Source organism: Tsuneonella litorea (assembly GCF_025154015.1).
In the GTDB taxonomy this organism is placed as follows: domain Bacteria; phylum Pseudomonadota; class Alphaproteobacteria; order Sphingomonadales; family Sphingomonadaceae; genus Tsuneonella; species Tsuneonella litorea.
Window position 1 is genome coordinate 149,709 of record NZ_JAOAMV010000003.1, and the last position, 16,907, is coordinate 166,615.

Genomic DNA, 16,907 nt, shown 5'->3' on the forward strand with positions numbered 1-16,907 from the left:
GCCAGGCGCCGCGCGAACCCCAACGGCTTTTCCTTAGGCCGCCTCAAGCATGAGTGCCACCCGGCCGGCGATATCGGCGATCATCGACGCCCAGCGTGCCTGCCCCGCTTCGGTGACGATCTGGTCCTGCCGCACCTCGATCGCGAGGTAATGCCGCCCGTGCGCCTCGGCGTGGCGGTTCATCGTCGCGTTGAGCTCCTTGCCCGAGTAGGGCTGGTTGTCGCCGACGGTCAGTCCCTGTTCGCCGAACAGCCGGATTGCGTGGCGCGCGGGCAGGTCGTCGGTGTTGTAGAGCAGCGCGACCTCCCACGGTCGTTCCTCGACCTTGCTTGCAAGAGCGGGCGTAAAGCTATGCAAGGAAATGATAAGTCCGGGATCAGACTCATCCAGCCAATCAGCCAGCGCGTGGTGGTAGGGACGGTGGAAGCGATCAAGCCGCGCTTCGACATCGGCGCCGATATTGCCGGGGATCAGGTGTCCGTCGCTGGTCGTGGGAACGACCGCGGGATTGTCCTCTTCCCGGTGGAGATCGCAGACGAGCCGGCTGACGCAGGCGAGATGCGCTGGCACGCCGTGGCGACGGGCCATGCGTTCGGCGACGCCTTCCACGCCGATGTCGAGCGCGACGTGTTCGCCCAGCAGTTTGTTTTCGATGCCGAGTTCGATATCGTCGGGAACGAAGTTGGAAGCATGGTCGGCAACGACCACCAGCCCCTTCTTGCGCGGCTCGGGTCCCACGTGCCGCCACGGCTGCCACTCGGTGATCAAGGACGCAGGCTCCCGCACATCTGCCACCAGTCGGGATGGTCGGCCGCCAGGCGCGCGGCGGCTTCGCGCAAGGCGTCCACGGACGAGTAGAGCGCGAAGCACGTCGCGCCCGAACCCGACATACGGGCGAGCGTGGCGCCGGTTCCACGCAAGGCGTCGAGAACCGCGGTAATCTGCGGCACGAGCGCGATTGCCGGGGCTTCGAGGTCGTTTCGACCCTCTGCAGCGATGTTCGAGGCTGGCCCCTCGGGCAATGGCCCGCCGTCCCGTCCATCCCATCCTGCAAAGACCGGCCCGGTGGCGAGCGGCACGCGCGGGTTCACGAGCAGGACAGGCGCGCCCTCCAGGTCGTTGTCTACGCTTGACAATTCGATGCCGGTTCCGTGGCCGAGGCACATCCGGCTTTCAACGCAGGCAGGCACGTCGGCGCCCAGCGATGCGGCGCGTTCGCGCCAGTCGCCGGGCAGCCCGTGCAACGCTTCGACGATCCGGAACACCGCCGCTGCGTCCGCCGACCCGCCGCCGAGCCCCGCCGCTACCGGCAGGTTCTTCTCGAGGGCGATCGCCAGTCCGCCCGGACGAGGCAACTTGCCGAGCGCCTTGGCCGCGATATTGCCAAGCGGATCAGTCAGCTGCGGAGCAAACTCGCCGGACACTGTAAGCTCGTCCCGCGCCGCCGCGCGCGCGGTCAGCGCGTCCCCCGCATCGACGAACGCGAACAGCGTCTCGAGCTCGTGATACCCGTCATCCCGCCGCCGCCGGACGTGCAGCGCGAGGTTGATCTTGGCATAGGCGGTTTCGCGCACCGGCGCGGAATCACATATTCGGATAATTCGGCCCGCCGCCGCCTTCGGGCGTGGTCCAGTTGATGTTCTGGTTGGGGTCCTTGATGTCGCAGGTCTTGCAGTGGACGCAGTTCTGCGAATTGATCTGGTACTTCGGCGCGCCGGTGTCCTCGTCTACCAGCCATTCGTAGACGCCCGCCGGGCAGTAGAACTGCGAGGGGCCGCCGTAGACGCCCAGCTCGCTGCGCTTCTGCAGTTCCATGTCCTTGACCTTGAGGTGGACCGGCTGGTCCTCGGCATGGTTGGTGTAACTGAAGGCGACGCTGGTCAGCCGGTCGAAGCTGATCTTGCCGTCGGGCTTGGGGTACTCGATCCTGGGATAGAGATCGGCGCGCCCCGTCAGTTCGTAGTCAGGCTCGTGCTTGAAGGCGGGCAGGATCGGCATCTTGAGATAGCGCAGCCACATGTCGAGGCCCGCCACGATCGTGCCGAAGTCTCCGCCGAATTTGGCGACCGCCGGCTGCGCGTTCTGGACGAGCTTCAGTTCGTCCGCGATCCAGCTGCCGCGCACCGCTGCGTCGTAGTCCAGCAGCGCGGTCTTCTCCTCGCCGCGTCCGATCGCGGCGGCGATGGCCTCGGCGGCGAGCATCCCGCTTTTCATCGCGGTGTGGCTGCCCTTGATGCGCGGCACGTTGACGAAGCCCGCCGCGCAGCCGATCAGCGCGCCGCCGGGGAAGGCGAGTTTCGGCACCGACTGCCAGCCGCCCTCGTTGATAGCGCGCGCGCCATAGGCCACGCGCTTGCCGCCTTCGAGGTATTCGCGGATCGCCGGGTGCTGCTTCCAGCGCTGGAATTCCTGGAATGGGCTGACCCACGGGTTCCGGTAATCGAGCGCGGTGACGAACCCCAGCGCCACCTGGCCGTTCGCCTGGTGGTAGAGAAACCCGCCGCCCCAGCTCTCGCTTTCCGAGAGCGGCCATCCCTGCGTGTGGATCACCCGGCCCGGCACGTGCTTGTCCGGGTCGATGTCCCAAAGCTCCTTGACGCCCAGGCCGTAGACCTGCGGCTGGCAATCGGCCTCGAGGTCGAACTTCGCCTTCATCTGCTTGGTGAGATTGCCGCGCGCCCCTTCGGCGAAGAGCGTGTACTTGGCGTGGATCTCCATCCCCGGCTGGTAGTCGGGCTTGTGCGATCCATCTGCCGCAACACCCATGTCCTGCGTGATGACGCCGGCGACGCTGCCCTCGCCGTCCAGCAAGACCTCTGCGGCGGGGAAGCCGGGGAAGACCATCACGCCCAGCGCCTCGGCCTGCTCGGCGAGCCAGCGGCACATGTTGCCGAGCGACCCGGTATAGCAGCCGTCGTTGGACATGAACGGTGGCATCATCAGGTGCGGGAGGCTGGTCTTGCCCTTTTTTGAGAGGACCCAGTGCCAGTTGTCGGTAACCGGGGTCGCCGCCATCGGGCAACCCTGGTCCCGCCATTCGGGGATCAGCTCGTCGAGCGCCCTGGGATCGACCACCGCGCCCGAGAGGATGTGGGCACCGATCTCGCTGCCCTTTTCGAGCACGACCACTTCGAGGCTGTCGTTGAGCTGCTTGAGACGGATGGCCGCGGCCAGGCCCGCCGGCCCTCCCCCGACGATAACCACGTCGCACGGCATCGATTCGCGTTCGCTCATTGCCTGGTCGGCTCCCCGTTAAAGTTCCGGACCGGCTTGATTGCAGCCGCGGGTGAGGTCAAGACCCATATCCCGTGCAGCGCCCCGCCCCCTCCCCGCTTGAAGCCGACATCGCCGCGACGCTCGACTGGTGGCGCGAGGCAGGGGTCGACGCGCTATTCGGCGACGAGCCTGTCGGCTGGCTGGCCGATCCCGCCGCGGCCGAAGAGCCCGCCCGGCGGGCGCGAACGGTCCCCGACAGGCCAAAGCCGGTCGCCCCGTCCGAGCCGAAGATCGGCGGCCCCCGCAGCGCCTGGCCGCAGGATCTCGAGACGTTCCGGCAGTGGTGGCTGGCGGAACCCTCGCTCGACGAAGGCGGCCTCGCCCCGCGGGTGGCACCTGTCGGATTGGCGGGTGCGGAGCTGATGATCCTCGTCGCGATGCCCGAGGAGGCCGACCGCGAGACGCTGCTGTCAGGCCCCCACGGCAAGTTACTGGACGGGTTCCTCAACGCCGCAGGACTTCCCGCCGAAAAGGTCTACCGCGCGGCCGTTCTCCCGCGTCATACGCCGCTTGCCGACTGGGAGCAGATCGAGCGCCAAGGCATGGGAGACGTGCTCGCCAATCACGTTGCGCTTGCCCGGCCGAAAAGGCTGATTGCGTTCGGACGCAACATCCTGCCGTTTTGCGGGCACGATCCGGCGCAAGGCGCTCAAAAGTTACAGACCTTTAACCATGAAGGCGGCAGGATACCCGCGCTGTTCGAAGCGGGGCTCGAACGGCTGCTCGGCAATTGGCAGCTACGGGCCCGGTTCTGGCGGCGCTGGCTGGACTGGACGGACACCGACGCATGGCGCGACGCGCAAGGTTAGCTCTTTTCATTGCGAGCGCGCTCGCCTGCGTTTCCGCGACCCCGGCCCTCGCCAATTCGAGCGCGGCCGAATATTTCCGCAACCGCGCCACCAGCACCAACGTCCCCGAGCTGCTGAGCCAGTCCGAGCGGGACTGGTACAAGTCGCTGTTTTCGGCGATCGACGCCAAGGACTGGTCGCGGGTGGATGCGATGTTCGCCGAACGGCCCGACGGCCCGCTGCACCAGGTCGCGCGCGCACAGTACTACCTCGACGCGGCGAGCCCCAAGGTCGAGCTGCCAGCGATCGAGGCATGGCTGTCGCAGGGCACCCAGCTGCCGATGGCGCAGCAGATGGCGAATCTTGGCCTCAAGCGCGGGCTGGCGGCGATGCCCAGCCTGCCGCAGGAGCAGCGCCTCGTACCGCAGGGCTATGCGCCCCGCCGCGTGCTTCCCTCGTCGGTCGATGACGGATCGATGCCGGCAGAGATCAAGTCGGCCATCCTCGACCGGATCAAGAACGACGATCCAGGCGGCGCGCGGATATTGCTCGACGGCGTCGACGCGTCGCTGTCGACGGCCGCTCGCGCCGAGTGGCGGCAGCGCGTGGCATGGAGCTACTACATCGAGAACCAGGACGCCGCCGCGCTGGCGATGGCCGAGACCGTTCGCGACGGCGGGAGCGGCGCCTGGGTCGGCGAAGGCGACTGGACCGCGGGGCTCGCGGCGTGGCGCCTGGACGATTGCGCGGGCGCGGCCAGCGCCTTCCAGCGCGCGGCGGGATCGGCGCAGAACCCCGAACTCGCCGCGGCGGCCTATTACTGGGCCAGCCGCGCGCTCGTCCGCTGCCGCCAGCCCGAACGTGCCGCAGAGCAGCTGCGCGGCGCGGCGCGAATGGACGAGACGCTGTACGGAATGCTCGCGCGCGAAGCGCTTGGCCAGGAGCTGCCAGGGGGCAAGCGGACCGCCGATTTCGACCTTGCCGACTGGCAGCGCCTGCGCGGGTCGCCCAACGTGCGCACCGCGGTCGCGCTTTCGGAAATCGGGCGCGACGCGCTCGCCGACGAGGTGCTGCGGCACGAGGCCAGGATCGGCCCGGCGCAGGAATACGATGCGCTCTCGCGCCTCGCGCGCGAACTCGGCCTGCCATCGACCCAGTTGTGGATGGCGGCCAACGCGCCGCGCGGCGCGCAGGCGGAAACCGCCCTGCGCTATCCCGCCCCCCGCTGGCAGCCGGTGGGCGGCTGGCAGGTCGATCCCGCGCTCGCTTTCGCGCACACGCTGCAGGAATCGCGATTCCAGGTGAATGCTGTCAGCCCGGCACAGGCCCGGGGCCTGATGCAGATCACCCCGATCACCGTGCGCCAGCACGCGCCGCGCCTGAACATGAGCGCAAGCTACGTGAACCTGGCCGACCCGGCGACCAACCTCGCCTTCGGCCAGCAGAACCTGGCGATGCTGCGCGACAGCTCCGCGACCGGCGGCCTCCTGCCCAAGATCATGGCCGCATACAACGCCGGCCTCTCGCCGGTGACCCGCTGGAATACCGAGATCAACGACCAGGGCGATCCGCTGCTTTACATGGAGAGCATCCCTTACTGGGAAACCCGCGGATACGTTTCGATCGTGATGCGCAACTACTGGATGTACGAGCGGCAGGCAGGCGCCGGATCGGACAGCCGGCTGGCGCTGGCGCAGGGTCTCTGGCCGACCTTCCCCGAGCTGTCCGGCAGCAAGGGCGTGCGGGTCACGCGGCGCTAGATGGCGATCGATCCCGAGCGAACCTTCCGGCCGGTCAACATCGCGCTGCTGACGGTTTCGGACACCCGCACAACGGCCGACGACACAAGCGGCGATATCCTCGCAGACCGGATCCGCGATGCCGGCCACAACCTCGTCGCCCGTGCGATCGAGAGGGACGACGCGGCAGCGCTCGCCACGCGGCTCGAGACCTGGATCGACGATCCGCAGGTCGATGTCGTCGTGACCACCGGCGGGACCGGCCTGACCGGCCGCGACGTGACGCCCGAAGCACTCGACCGGGTGAAGGACAAGGACATCCCCGGTTTCGGCGAACTGTTCCGCTGGCTGAGCTACAAGTCGATCGGGACCAGCACCGTGCAGAGCCGCGCCATGGCGGTCGTCGCACGCGGGACCTACGTCTTTGCCCTGCCCGGCTCGAACGGGGCGGTTAAGGACGGCTGGGACGGCATTCTTGCCGAGCAGCTCGACAGCCGCAATCGCCCCTGCAACTTCGTCGAGCTGATGCCGCGGCTGCGCGAGACGTAGCCCTTACATCGCTGCGATGTTCCGTGTATGTTCTCACGCATGGAGCGCCGACTCGAACCTGAGATCGCCGGTCGCGGCGCGCAAGGATCGCGGGTGTCGACGCGCTTCGGGCTGGCGGAGCGCGAGGTCGACGGCGACTGGCGCGATTACATGGAACAGCTTGATGGCCCGCCGGTAAAGCTTCGCACCGTCGTTACCGAGGAACGTCCGAAGACGATCCTCAGCTTCAACACATCGCCCGACATCGGTTTCGACCGGTCGGTCAATGCCTATCGCGGGTGCGAGCACGGCTGCGTCTATTGCTTCGCTCGGCCCACCCACGCCTTTCACGATCTGTCGCCCGGCCTCGATTTCGAGACCCGGCTGTTCGCCAAGCCCGATGCGGCGCGGCTGCTGCGCGAGACGCTCGCCAGGCCGCGCTACCGGCCGCGGCCGATCGCGATGGGGACCAACACCGATCCCTACCAGCCGATCGAGCGGCGATACCGGATCACCCGGCAGGTTCTCGAGGTGTGCCTCGATGCGCGGCATCCGGTGACGATCACCACCAAGTCCGACCGCGTGCTCGACGATCTCGACCTGCTCGTCGAACTGGCCGGGCGCAGGCTCGTCGCCGTCAGCGTGTCGGTCACCAGTCTCGATCCCAGGCTCTCCGGCAAGCTCGAGCCGAGGGCGGCGGCGCCCGCAAAGCGGCTCGCCGCGCTCGGCAGGCTGGTCGAAGCGGGCATCCCCGCACACTGCTCGGTAGCGCCGGTCATCCCGGCGATCACCGACGGCTTCATGGAGGAGATCGTCGCGCGGGTTGCCGCGCTGGGCGTCCGTTCGGCGGGCTGGATACCGCTGCGGCTCCCGCACGAGGTCGCACCGCTGTTCCGCGAATGGCTCTCCGTCCATTTTCCCGAGCGCGGGGACAAGGTGATGAGCATCGTCCGCTCGATCCGCGGCGGTCGCGACAACGATCCCGACTTCTTCACCCGCATGAAACCGTCGGGCGTCTGGGCCGACCTGTTTCGCGCCCGCTTCGCGCTCGCCTGCAGACGCGCCGGCATCGTCAAGGCGCGGTTCGAGCTCGATTGCACGAAGTTTCGCCCGCCCGAGACCGATGGGCAGATGCGGCTGCTCTAGGGCTCGCGGATCATTCCCAGCGACTCGTAAAAGGCGATCGCCGGTAAGTTGCCCGCGCGGACTTTCAGGCGCAGCGCCTCAAAACCGTTCCGACGGAACGCGTCGAACACGTGCATCATCAGGGCCGTGCCAAGCCCGCGCCGCCGCCAGTCGCTTGCGACGGCGAAGTCCTTGAGGAAGGCGCTGCTCCAGCACTGAGCAAGGGCGACCGGCTGGTCCGCGTCGCCAAGCACGACGAACGTGTAATCCGCGGCATATTCGGCGTCGTTCCGCAGACGCTGCCACCAGTCATCGAAATCGGGCACCGCGCCCTGCCCTTCCGAATATGCCCGCCTCAGCAGCCGATGACACGGTGCGGGATGGCGGTCTTCGTCGAAAACGACGATCCGCACGCCTGCGGGCCATTCCGGCAAGCCCGGATCGCGGCGGAGTGACTTGAGGAAGGGGATCGCGCGTTCGCTGTTCACCCAGGCCTGATGCACCGCGCACAAGCGCAGCGCCACCCATGCTAGGAAAAAACGGGACAGGCGCGGCACCGGCCTGCGCCTGCCCCGGTACCCTTACATCCCGTCGACGGCCTTGCTGACGAGGATGTTGACCGCGACGCGGCGGTTCTGCGCCTTGCCGTACGCGGTCGAGTTGTCGGCCAGCGGATCGGCCTCGGCCATGCCGGTCGGTGTCAGCATACGATAGGGCTTCCAGCCGCACTGCTGCTGGAGGTAGTTGACCACCCGACTCGCGCGCTTTTCGCTCAGCGCCTGGTTGATCTCGTACCCGCCGGTCGAATCGGTGTAGCCGACGACGAGAAGCAGGGCGTTGTCCATCGCCTGGGCCTGGTTCGCCGCCTGGCACAGGTCGGCCTGCGCCTCGGGCGACAGGTTGTACTTGCCGGTGTCGAAGAACACGTTCGTCGTGCCCTTGACGTTGTAGTTGTCGATGTCGGCGACGCGGCTGCGCAGCGCCTCGGTCGCGGCGGTCTGCTCGGCGAACCCTTGCGCGGTGCCGCGGCTGATCATCGCGGCGGTCTTGTAGTCGCCCTTCTTGAACTTGACCGCACTGGCGACGAGCCCGCCGCCCCATTGCACCGTCTTCACGCTCACCGGCAGGCCGTTCAGCAGGGCGTCGGACCCCAGCTTGGTGCTGCCCAGGCCCAGGAAGCCTCCGGCGCCCTTGACCTCGGTCGCGGCACTGATGCCGATCACGGTCTTCTCGCCCGTTTCGCCGGTGACCTGGAACCGGTCGCCCTTGCGCGCGGAAATGAAGCCATCGACCTCTGGGCCTTCGGGCAGGCCGGAGAGATCGGCCGGAGGGGTGCCGTAGACGGTCAGCCCGTCATCGCCGTAAGCCGTCGGTTGCGCATCCTGCGCGGCGATGCCGCTGGCCATCGGCAGCGCGAGGCTCGCGAGCAGCAACGGCAAGGCGCTCTTCCTGGACAATGCGTTCATGGTGTACTCCTTGATCGTTCCGAGCCGGCCGTCGGCGACAGTCTCCCCGCCCGCCGCTGGCGACACGCGGCCGGCGTTCCAACCCCCAACATATGCGAACGCCGGACAGGAGTTGGTCAACCTGCCCGGCGCGGCGGTTCGGTTGTTAGCTGCCGCATTTCTGCCACATGAACACCAGGACCGATCGATGCGAGTCGCGCGGCGGCTTGGGCCCGCAGCACGGCGAACCGAGCCGCGACGACGGGACGGGCTCAATCCGCGGTGAGGTCGCGCTGCATGTAGAGCGTGTCGAGTACCCTGCCGAACTTGCGCCCGACCTTGCGCATCCGGCCGGCCTCCACGAAGCCTGCCTTGGCGTGCAGCGCGACGCTGGCCGGCTCTGCCCCACCGATCACGGCGATGATCTGTTCGAACCCGTAATCGCGCGCGGCATCGACAAGAGCGGACATCAGCGCGGAGCCGACCCCCTTCCCTGTCCAGCCTCCGTCGACGTAAATGCTGTCCTCGCAGGTGCGCGCGTAGGCCGGCCGGTCGCGGAACTGGCTGACATAGGCGTAACCCACGACGGTATCCTCCGCGGCAGCGACGAGAAAGGGCCAGCCGCGCGAGGCGATCGCGCCGATCTTCTCTTTCCAGAACTCCGCGGGCGGCGGATCGACGTCGAAGCTGGCCGTGCCGGTTCGAACGTGATGCGCGTAGATGGCCGCGATGGCCTCCGCGTCGGCCGGGCTGGCTGGGCGGATCGCCGGCGGCTGCACGCGCGTCAGGCGGCGGTGAGGAACATGTCCTCGTCGAGCGCCATCATCGCCTCGCTTCCCGCCTCGATCTTGCGCCTGAGCGCGCCCGCGTCAGGGCCGAAACGTTCGAAGAAATAGCCCGCCGTCGTCAGCTTGGCTTCGTAGAAAGCCTTGTCGTCGCCGCCCTGCTCCAGCCGCGCGGCCGCGACCCGCGCCATCCGCACCCACATCCACCCCAGCGAGACGATACCCATGATCGTCATGTAGTGGTGCGCGCCGGCGCCGAGGTTATTCGGATTGGCCATCGCGTTCTGCATGAACCACATCGTTGCCGCCTTCTGCTCGCCGACGACTTTCGCAAGCGCCTCGCCCAGCGGCTTCAGGTCGCCTTCGGCAGCGGCCGCCTCGTCGTCGACGAGCTTGAAGAACGCCTGGATCGCCGCGCCGCCCTTGCTGGCGAGCTTCCGGCCGCACAGGTCCATCGCCTGGATGCCGTTGGTGCCTTCGTAGATCTGCGCGATGCGCGCATCGCGCACGAACTGCTCCATGCCCCATTCGGCGATATAGCCGTGGCCGCCGAACACCTGCTGCATCTGCACCGCGGTGTCGAAGCCCTTGTCGGTGCCATAGCCCTTGATCACCGGGGTCAGCAGGCCCAGCAGGTCATCGGCAAGCGTGCGCTCTTCCTCGGTCTGCGCCTTGTGGGTCAGGTCGACCTGCAGCGCGGCATAAAGGTACAGCGCGCGCATCCCTTCGGTGAATGCCTTGGCATCCATCAGCATCCGCCGCACGTCGGGGTGGACGATGATGCTGTCCGCCTTCTGCTCTGGTTCGGCGGGGCCAGTCAGCGCGCGCCCCTGGCGCCGGTCGCGAGCATAGGCGACGGCATTCTGGTACGCCACCTCGGCCTGGGCGAGGCCCTGGATGCCGACGCCGAGCCGCGCGGCGTTCATCATCACGAACATCGCTGCGAGGCCCTTCATCTCCTCGCCGACCAGCCAGCCCTTCGCCCCGTCGTAGTTCATCACGCAGGTCGAATTGCCGTGGATGCCCATCTTGTGCTCGAGCGAGCCGCACTGGACCGCGTTACGGTCCCCGAGCGTGCCGTCGTCGTTGACGAGGACCTTGGGCACCACGAACAGGCTGATCCCCTTGCTGCTGTCGGGCGCGCCCGGGGTCTTGGCGAGGACGAGGTGGATGATGTTCTCGGTCAGGTCGTGTTCGCCGGCCGAGATGAAGATCTTGGTCCCGGTGATCGCGTAGCTTCCATCGCCCTGCGGCTCCGCCTTGGTGCGGATCAGGCCGAGGTCGGTGCCGCACTGGGGCTCGGTCAGGTTCATCGTACCCAGCCACTTGTTGGCGATCATGTTCGGCAGGTAGCGCTGCTTCAGCTCGTCGCTGCCGAACGCCAGCAGCGCGCTGACCGCGCCGTTGGTGAGCCCCGGGTACATCCCGAACGAATGGTTCGCAGTGGATGCGAACTCCTCGAGCACGAAACCGAGTACGTGGGGCATGTCCTGCCCGCCATAGGCCGCGGGCGAAGACAGGGTCGACCAGCCGGCTTCGACATACTGATCGAATGCGGCCTTGAACCCCGTGGGCGTCGTCACCGATCCGTCGGGATGGCGCGTGCAGCCTTCGCTGTCGCCGACCTGGTTGAGCGGCTGCAGCACCTCCGCGCAGAACTTGCCGCACTCGTCGATGACGGCATCGACGATGTCGGTCGTGGCGCTCTCGAAACCGGGCAGGTTGCCGTAGCTGGCGAGGTCGAGCACCTCGTTGACGACGAACTTCGTGTCCCGGGTCGGGGCGGTGTAAGTGGGCATCGTCAGTCCTCGCTGGTTTCGTCGACCACGCGTTCGACGTGGGCGATGAATTCGGTGAGCTCGGCGATCGCCGAGTCGAGGTCGTCGCGCTGGCGCTTCATCTTGGCGACGTGTGCGCGGCACTTCTCGATCGTCACCCGGCGCTGCTCCGCGCGGTTGTCGCCGAGATCGTAGAGATCGATCATCTCGCGGATCTCGCCAAGGCTGAACCCGACGTTCTTGGCGCGCATGATCCACGCCAGCCGCGCGCGGTCACGCTTCGAATAGATGCGCGCCAGGCCCACCCGGCGCGGGGCGATCAGCCCCTCGTCCTCGTAGAAACGCAAGGCACGGGCAGTGCAGCCGAATTCCTCGGTAAGGTCGGAAATCGAGAATTGTTCGCGCGCGAGCAGGTCCGGGCGATCGAGATGCGCACCGCCGTGTTCGGAAGGCGCGGCGGAGGTCTTGCGGTCGGGTGCGGCCATGCGTGCCGGATAGCCGCCTCTTTACGTTTGCGTCAAGTATTGACGGGCCGGAGAACGTCACCCGCCAACTCGCGGTAGAAGCAGCTCGGCGCCCCGGTGTGACAGGCCGGCCCCGCCGCGCGACATTCGAGGACCAGCGCGTCCTGGTCGCAATCGACCAGGATCCGCTCGACGGCAAGGGTGTTGCCGGATGTCTCGCCTTTCATCCAGAGCCGGGCCCGCGATCGCGAGTGGAAATGGGCAAGCCCGGTTTCCCGCGTCTTCGCGAGCGCCTCAGCGTCCATGTGCGCCAGCATCAGGATCGCCCCGGTGTCCGCATCGGTCACGATGGCGGTCAGCAGGCCCGCTGCATCGAACTTAGGGGTGAACGGCGCGCGGTGCGCTTCGGACGGTATGTCAGAGGTTTGTTGCACGATAACAACAGACCTCTTCCAAAATCGGCGGCCTGGCAAGATGTCCCTTTGATGAATCCTGCAACAATGAGACACATCGCCTCGCAGCCCGCATGGGCCGCAAACCGGAACGCCGGTGCCGATAGAGCGCCAGGTTCAGGGACCGCCACCGGATGCACCGCGCCCGTTTGAGGGAACGGAGCGCGACTTCCGGAGGGCAGACGATTGAGGGATCGGACCAAGGCTGCCCAAGGGGGTGGCGGCCGGACGTCCAAAGAATTTCGTCACGGTGCGCCCGGGGTTTCGGCCCCGGGCGTTTCGTTTGTGGGCCTGATCCTCGTGCGCCCGTGCCTTACGCCTCGTCGATCACCCGGGCGAAGCACGCCACCACGACCTTGCTCGCCCCTGCACGCTTGAGCGCGCGCACGCAGGCGTCGCTGGTCGCCCCGCTGGTCAGGACGTCGTCGACGAGGATGACCTGCGCGCCTTCGATCGCGTGCCGCCGCCGCCCCGTGACCGCGATTGCCCCCGCCAGCGTGCGCGCCCGGGCCTTCCGGCCGAGCCCGCCGAGCGCGGGCGTGCGCCGTATCCTCTTGAGCGCGTCCACGTGCAGCCGCGCGCCCGCCAGCCGCGCGATCTCGCGCGCGAGCAGGGCCGCCTGGTTGTATCCGCGCGCCCAGAGCCGCCAGCGGTGCAGCGGAACCGGAACGACGATCCACTCCCCTTCGAGTTGGGGTAGCCGGGCCGCGATCAGCCGGGCGAGCATCGGGGCGAGCGCGATGCGGCGACCGTGCTTGAACGCCAGCACCAGCTTGCGCGAGCCCTCGCCGTAGAGGGTCCCTGCGGCGATCCCGTCGTGCCGCGGGGGGCGGGCGAGGCAAGGCGCACAGACTGCGCCTTCGCCGACCTGCGCCTCGCCGAACGGGCGCTGGCACTTCGCGCACGAGGGTTCGCCGGGGATGACGAGCGCGCTCCAGCATGCCGCGCACAGGCCGGTTTGCGCGCCGATCGCACCGCCGCAAAGCGGACAGCGTGGCGGGAAGACGAGGTCCACCAGCGGCGCCAGCCCCTGGCGAAAGGTTGCGGCAACGCTCACCCTTGCCACCGCCGCGGCGCGGGAGCAGGGACGCGCGCATGGCGAGCAACCTGCCCCCCGCGATCTTCAGCGCTGCGCGCAAGTTCGCGCGCGCGCGGCGGGCGCGGATGCTCCAGCGGCGGGGCGATGCGGCGGACTGGTTGCCCGTGGCGCTGGTCGAGGACGCGCTGGAGCGGATCGAGTTCATGCGCCTCGCGCCGGATCGCGCGCTGGTCATCGGCGCAGGCGGCGACGAACTGGGCCGCGTTCTCGAGCGCAAGGGCGCGCGGGTGACTGTGGCGGAACCCGGCGCGATCGACCTCGAGGCGCCCTACCCCGCCGGCGGATACGGGCTGATCGTGAGCCTGGGCGCACTCGACACCGTAAACGACCTGCCCGGTGCGCTGATCCACCAGCGCGTGGCGCTCGGCGAAGGCGGAGTGATGATCGCCAGCATGGTCGGCGCCGGCAGCCTTCCGCGGCTGCGATCCGCTCTCCTGGCGGCCGACGGGGAGCGTCCCGCAGCACGGCTGCACCCTGCGGTCGATGCCCGGTCGGGGGCCGGCCTCCTGCAACGCGCGGGTTTCAAGCGACAGGTCGCCGACAGCTGGACGCTGCGCCTGCGTTACGGTTCGCTCGATACCCTGATCGCCGACTTGCGGTCGCAGGGATTGACGAGCGCGCTCTCCGACAGCGCGCCGCCGCTCACCCGCAGCGGGCTCGAGCGCGCGCGCGCGGCATTTCTGGAAGATGCGGACCGCCACGGCAGGGTCGTCGAAACGCTCGAAATCCTGACCATGACCGGCTGGCACGACTAGGCCCTGAGCGCCGCCTGCGCTGCCGCGAGCCGCGCGATCGGCACGCGGTAGGGGCTGGCCGAGACGTAATCGAGGCCGACCTCTTCGCAGAACGCGATCGATGCGGGGTCGCCGCCATGCTCGCCGCAGATGCCAAGCTTGATGTCGGGCCGCGTCGCGCGCCCGCGCTCGGCGGCGATACGGACGAGCTGTCCCACCCCGTCGATGTCGAGGCTGACGAAGGGGTCGCGCGCGAACACGCCCTTGTCGACATAGGCCGACAGGAAACGCCCGGCATCGTCGCGGCTGACCCCGAGCGTGGTCTGCGTCAGGTCGTTGGTTCCGAAGCTGAAGAACCGTGCCTCCTCGGCGATCTCGCCCGCCATCAGCGCGGCGCGCGGCAGTTCGATCATCGTGCCGACGAGGTAGTCGAGGGTGCGGCCCTTCTCCGCAAACACCGCGTCGGCGGTCCGGTTCACCAGCGCGCGCAGGAGCTCCAGCTCGCGGCGGGTGGCGACGAGGGGAATCATCACCTCGGGAATCGGGGCGTCCCCACCCTCGGCAGCGACGTCGCACGCCGCCTCGAAGATCGCGCGCGCCTGCATCTCGTAGATTTCGGGATAGGTGATCCCGAGGCGGCAGCCGCGATGGCCGAGCATCGGGTTGAATTCGTGCAATTCTCCGGCGCGGCGCTTGAGGTGGTCGGCGCCGTAGCCGGTCGCATCGGCAAGCTCTTCGAACTCCGCGTCGGAGTGCGGCAGGAACTCGTGCAGCGGCGGATCGAGCAGGCGAATGGTGCAGGGCAAACCCGTCATCACGCGGAAGATCTCGGCGAAGTCGGCACGCTGTTCGGGCAGCAGGATGCCCAGCGCCTTGCGCCGTCCCGCCTCGTCCTCGGCCAGGATCATCTGGCGCACCGCGCTGATCCGGCGCGCGTCGAAGAACATGTGCTCGGTGCGGCACAGGCCGATTCCCTCGGCTCCGAACTGGACCGCCATGCGGCAGTCGGCCGGCGTCTCGGCGTTGGTGCGCACCTTCATCCGGCGGTGGCGGTCGGCCCATTCCATCAGCGTGCCGAAGTCGCCGACCAGTTCGGGCTCGATCGTCGCGACCTCGCCCGCCATGACCTGCCCGGTCGACCCGTCGAGCGTGATCACGTCGCCCTCGGCAAGCGCGCGGTCCCCGATGCGCAGCGTCCGCGCCTTGACGTCGATCGAGACCGCGCTCGCTCCCGAAACGCATGAGCGCCCCATCCCGCGCGCGACGACGGCGGCATGACTGGTCATCCCGCCGCGCGCGGTCAGGATGCCCTGGGCCGCGTGCATGCCGTGGATGTCCTCGGGGCTCGTCTCGACGCGGACGAGGATGACCTTTTCGCCGCGGGCCACCCATTGCTCCGCCGTATCGGCATCGAGCACGATCTTGCCCGAAGCCGCGCCGGGGCTGGCAGGAAGGCCGGTCGTCAACACGTCGCGCGGGGCATCGGGGTCGAGCGTCGGGTGGAGCAGCTGGTCGAGCGCCATCGGGTCGATCCGCAGGATCGCAGTTTTTTCGTCGATCAGCCCCTCGCCCGCCATGTCGACCGCCATCTTGAGCGCGGCCTTGGCGGTGCGCTTTCCGGTCCGGGTCTGCAGCATCCAGAGTTTCCCGCGCTCGACGGTGAACTCGATGTCCTGCATGTCCCTGTAGTGGCTTTCGAGCAGGTCGAAGACCTGGGCGAGCTCGCCGTAAGCCTCGGGCATCGCCTCTTCCATGCTCAACGGCTTGGCTTTCGCCGCCTCGCGCGCGGCCCGGGTCAGGTACTGCGGAGTGCGGATGCCGGCGACGACATCCTCGCCCTGCGCGTTGACCAGCCATTCGCCGTAATAGGCGCGCTCGCCGGTCGCCGGGTCGCGGGTGAAGGCGACGCCGGTAGCGCTGGTCTCGCCCATGTTGCCGAACACCATCGCCTGGACGTTGACCGCGGTGCCCCAGCCCGCCGGGATGTCGTTCAATCGCCGATAGACCTTGGCCCGGTCGCTGTCCCAGCTGTCGAACACCGCGGCGATCGCGCCCCACAGCTGCTCGGTCACGCCCTGGGGAAAGGGCTTGCCCAGCTCCTTTTCGACGATGTCGCGGTATTCGGCGACGAGCGCCTGCCAGTCCTCGGCCTCCATTTCGGTGTCGTTATAGAGGCCCTTGTCCTCCTTCGCGATCTCGAGCGCTTCCTCGAACAGGCCGTGGTCGAGGCCGAGCACGACGTCGGAATACATCTGGATGAAGCGGCGGTAGCTGTCCCACGCGAAGCGCGGATCGCCCGAAACCTTCGCCAGCCCTTCGACCGTCGCGTCGTTGAGTCCGAGGTTGAGCACGGTATCCATCATTCCGGGCATCGAAACCCGCGCGCCCGAGCGGACCGAGACGAGCAGCGGATCGCCCGCATCGCCGAACCGCTTGCCGACGCTGCGCTCGATATGGCCCATCGCCTCGCCCACCGCGCGGCGCAGCTCGACCGGGAATTCGCCGCCCTCCTCGAGATAACGGACGCATTCCTCGGTGGTGATGGTGAAGCCGGGAGGCACCGGCAGGCCGATCGAGGCCATTTCGGCGAGGTTCGCGCCCTTGCCGCCGACGACGGTCTTGTCCTTGGCCCGGGGGTCGTCGAGCGATGCTCCGCCGCCGAAAGTATAGACCGTCTGGTTCATGTTGGCCCCT

16 protein-coding genes are annotated in these 16,907 nt (G+C 68.1%); 5 read left to right on the forward strand and 11 right to left on the reverse strand.

Going from position 1 to position 16,907, the window contains the following annotated elements:
* Positions 1–33: 33 nt before the first annotated feature.
* From N0B51_RS07210 to N0B51_RS07220, 3 genes are read right to left on the reverse strand one after another with little or no spacing between them, the layout of a single operon-like run.
* Positions 34–768, reverse strand: a complete 735-nt coding sequence (locus N0B51_RS07210; RefSeq protein WP_375545938.1) for an N-formylglutamate amidohydrolase — start codon at positions 766–768, stop codon at positions 34–36.
* Complete coding sequence (locus tag N0B51_RS07215) at positions 765–1,574, reverse strand: 4-(cytidine 5'-diphospho)-2-C-methyl-D-erythritol kinase (RefSeq protein ID WP_259961637.1); 810 nt, start codon at positions 1,572–1,574, stop codon at positions 765–767. Before N0B51_RS07215 ends, N0B51_RS07210 begins: the two co-directional genes overlap by 4 nt.
* 10 nt (positions 1,575–1,584) lie before the next feature.
* The gene (locus tag N0B51_RS07220; RefSeq protein ID WP_259961638.1) at positions 1,585–3,234 is read right to left on the reverse strand and encodes an electron transfer flavoprotein-ubiquinone oxidoreductase; all 1,650 of its coding nucleotides are present in this window, start codon (positions 3,232–3,234) and stop codon (positions 1,585–1,587) included.
* 74 nt (positions 3,235–3,308) lie between these two features.
* On the opposite strand from N0B51_RS07220, the gene N0B51_RS07225 reads away from it, so the two are divergent.
* The 4 genes from N0B51_RS07225 to N0B51_RS07240 are packed head-to-tail and all read left to right on the forward strand — an operon-like array spanning position 3,309 to position 7,477.
* The gene (locus tag N0B51_RS07225) at positions 3,309–4,085 is read left to right on the forward strand and encodes a uracil-DNA glycosylase family protein (RefSeq protein ID WP_259961640.1); all 777 of its coding nucleotides are present in this window, start codon (positions 3,309–3,311) and stop codon (positions 4,083–4,085) included.
* Positions 4,064–5,824, forward strand: coding sequence for a lytic transglycosylase domain-containing protein (locus tag N0B51_RS07230; protein ID WP_259961641.1), 1,761 nt, complete (start codon positions 4,064–4,066; stop codon positions 5,822–5,824). Before N0B51_RS07225 ends, N0B51_RS07230 begins: the two co-directional genes overlap by 22 nt.
* Positions 5,825–6,352, forward strand: a complete 528-nt coding sequence (gene moaB / locus N0B51_RS07235) for a molybdenum cofactor biosynthesis protein B (RefSeq protein ID WP_259961642.1) — start codon at positions 5,825–5,827, stop codon at positions 6,350–6,352.
* A gap of 27 nt (positions 6,353–6,379) precedes the next feature.
* Positions 6,380–7,477 carry a PA0069 family radical SAM protein gene (locus tag N0B51_RS07240; protein WP_375545939.1) on the forward strand — a complete coding sequence of 366 codons (1,098 nt, stop codon included), beginning with the start codon at positions 6,380–6,382 and terminating at the stop codon, positions 7,475–7,477.
* Here the strand turns inward: N0B51_RS07240 and N0B51_RS07245 are convergent.
* From N0B51_RS07245 to N0B51_RS07275, 7 genes are all read right to left on the reverse strand, one after another.
* Positions 7,474–8,013, reverse strand: a complete 540-nt coding sequence (locus tag N0B51_RS07245; protein ID WP_259961644.1) for a GNAT family N-acetyltransferase — start codon at positions 8,011–8,013, stop codon at positions 7,474–7,476. The two genes, N0B51_RS07240 and N0B51_RS07245, sit on opposite strands and share 4 nt — an antisense overlap.
* A 24-nt stretch (positions 8,014–8,037) precedes the next feature.
* Entirely contained in the window at positions 8,038–8,922 is an 885-nt protein-coding gene (locus tag N0B51_RS07250; RefSeq protein ID WP_259961645.1) for an OmpA family protein, read from the reverse strand.
* Positions 8,923–9,173: 251 nt separating this feature from the next.
* Complete coding sequence (locus N0B51_RS07255) at positions 9,174–9,680, reverse strand: GNAT family N-acetyltransferase (RefSeq protein WP_259961646.1); 507 nt, start codon at positions 9,678–9,680, stop codon at positions 9,174–9,176.
* Positions 9,681–9,685: 5 nt separating this feature from the next.
* Positions 9,686–11,485 carry an acyl-CoA dehydrogenase C-terminal domain-containing protein gene (locus N0B51_RS07260; RefSeq protein ID WP_259961647.1) on the reverse strand — a complete coding sequence of 600 codons (1,800 nt, stop codon included), beginning with the start codon at positions 11,483–11,485 and terminating at the stop codon, positions 9,686–9,688.
* Positions 11,486–11,487: 2 nt separating this feature from the next.
* The gene (locus tag N0B51_RS07265; protein WP_259961648.1) at positions 11,488–11,949 is read right to left on the reverse strand and encodes a MerR family transcriptional regulator; all 462 of its coding nucleotides are present in this window, start codon (positions 11,947–11,949) and stop codon (positions 11,488–11,490) included.
* Between the two features lie 32 nt (positions 11,950–11,981).
* Entirely contained in the window at positions 11,982–12,362 is a 381-nt protein-coding gene (gene hisI, locus N0B51_RS07270; protein WP_259961649.1) for a phosphoribosyl-AMP cyclohydrolase, read from the reverse strand.
* A 331-nt stretch (positions 12,363–12,693) separates the two neighbouring features.
* Complete coding sequence (locus tag N0B51_RS07275; protein ID WP_259961650.1) at positions 12,694–13,437, reverse strand: ComF family protein; 744 nt, start codon at positions 13,435–13,437, stop codon at positions 12,694–12,696.
* 38 nt (positions 13,438–13,475) lie between these two features.
* Between N0B51_RS07275 and N0B51_RS07280 the strand changes: the two genes are divergently transcribed.
* Positions 13,476–14,234 carry a methyltransferase domain-containing protein gene (locus tag N0B51_RS07280; RefSeq protein WP_259961651.1) on the forward strand — a complete coding sequence of 253 codons (759 nt, stop codon included), beginning with the start codon at positions 13,476–13,478 and terminating at the stop codon, positions 14,232–14,234.
* Here the strand turns inward: N0B51_RS07280 and ppdK are convergent.
* Complete coding sequence (gene ppdK / locus N0B51_RS07285; protein ID WP_259961652.1) at positions 14,231–16,897, reverse strand: pyruvate, phosphate dikinase; 2,667 nt, start codon at positions 16,895–16,897, stop codon at positions 14,231–14,233. The two genes, N0B51_RS07280 and ppdK, sit on opposite strands and share 4 nt — an antisense overlap.
* Positions 16,898–16,907 lie beyond the last annotated feature (10 nt).

Bases quoted from the DNA above. Each gene is read 5' to 3' on its own strand.
- N0B51_RS07220 (WP_259961638.1), bottom strand. From the start codon at position 3,234: ATGAGCGAACGCGAATCGATGCCGTGCGACGTGGTTATCGTCGGGGGA.
- N0B51_RS07230 (WP_259961641.1), top strand. From the start codon at position 4,064: ATGGCGCGACGCGCAAGGTTAGCTCTTTTCATTGCGAGCGCGCTCGCC.
- moaB (WP_259961642.1), top strand. From the start codon at position 5,825: ATGGCGATCGATCCCGAGCGAACCTTCCGGCCGGTCAACATCGCGCTG.
- N0B51_RS07240 (WP_375545939.1), top strand. From the start codon at position 6,380: ATGTTCTCACGCATGGAGCGCCGACTCGAACCTGAGATCGCCGGTCGC.
- N0B51_RS07250 (WP_259961645.1), bottom strand. From the start codon at position 8,922: ATGAACGCATTGTCCAGGAAGAGCGCCTTGCCGTTGCTGCTCGCGAGC.
- N0B51_RS07260 (WP_259961647.1), bottom strand. From the start codon at position 11,485: ATGCCCACTTACACCGCCCCGACCCGGGACACGAAGTTCGTCGTCAAC.
- N0B51_RS07265 (WP_259961648.1), bottom strand. From the start codon at position 11,949: ATGGCCGCACCCGACCGCAAGACCTCCGCCGCGCCTTCCGAACACGGC.
- N0B51_RS07280 (WP_259961651.1), top strand. From the start codon at position 13,476: ATGGCGAGCAACCTGCCCCCCGCGATCTTCAGCGCTGCGCGCAAGTTC.
- ppdK (WP_259961652.1), bottom strand. From the start codon at position 16,897: ATGAACCAGACGGTCTATACTTTCGGCGGCGGAGCATCGCTCGACGAC.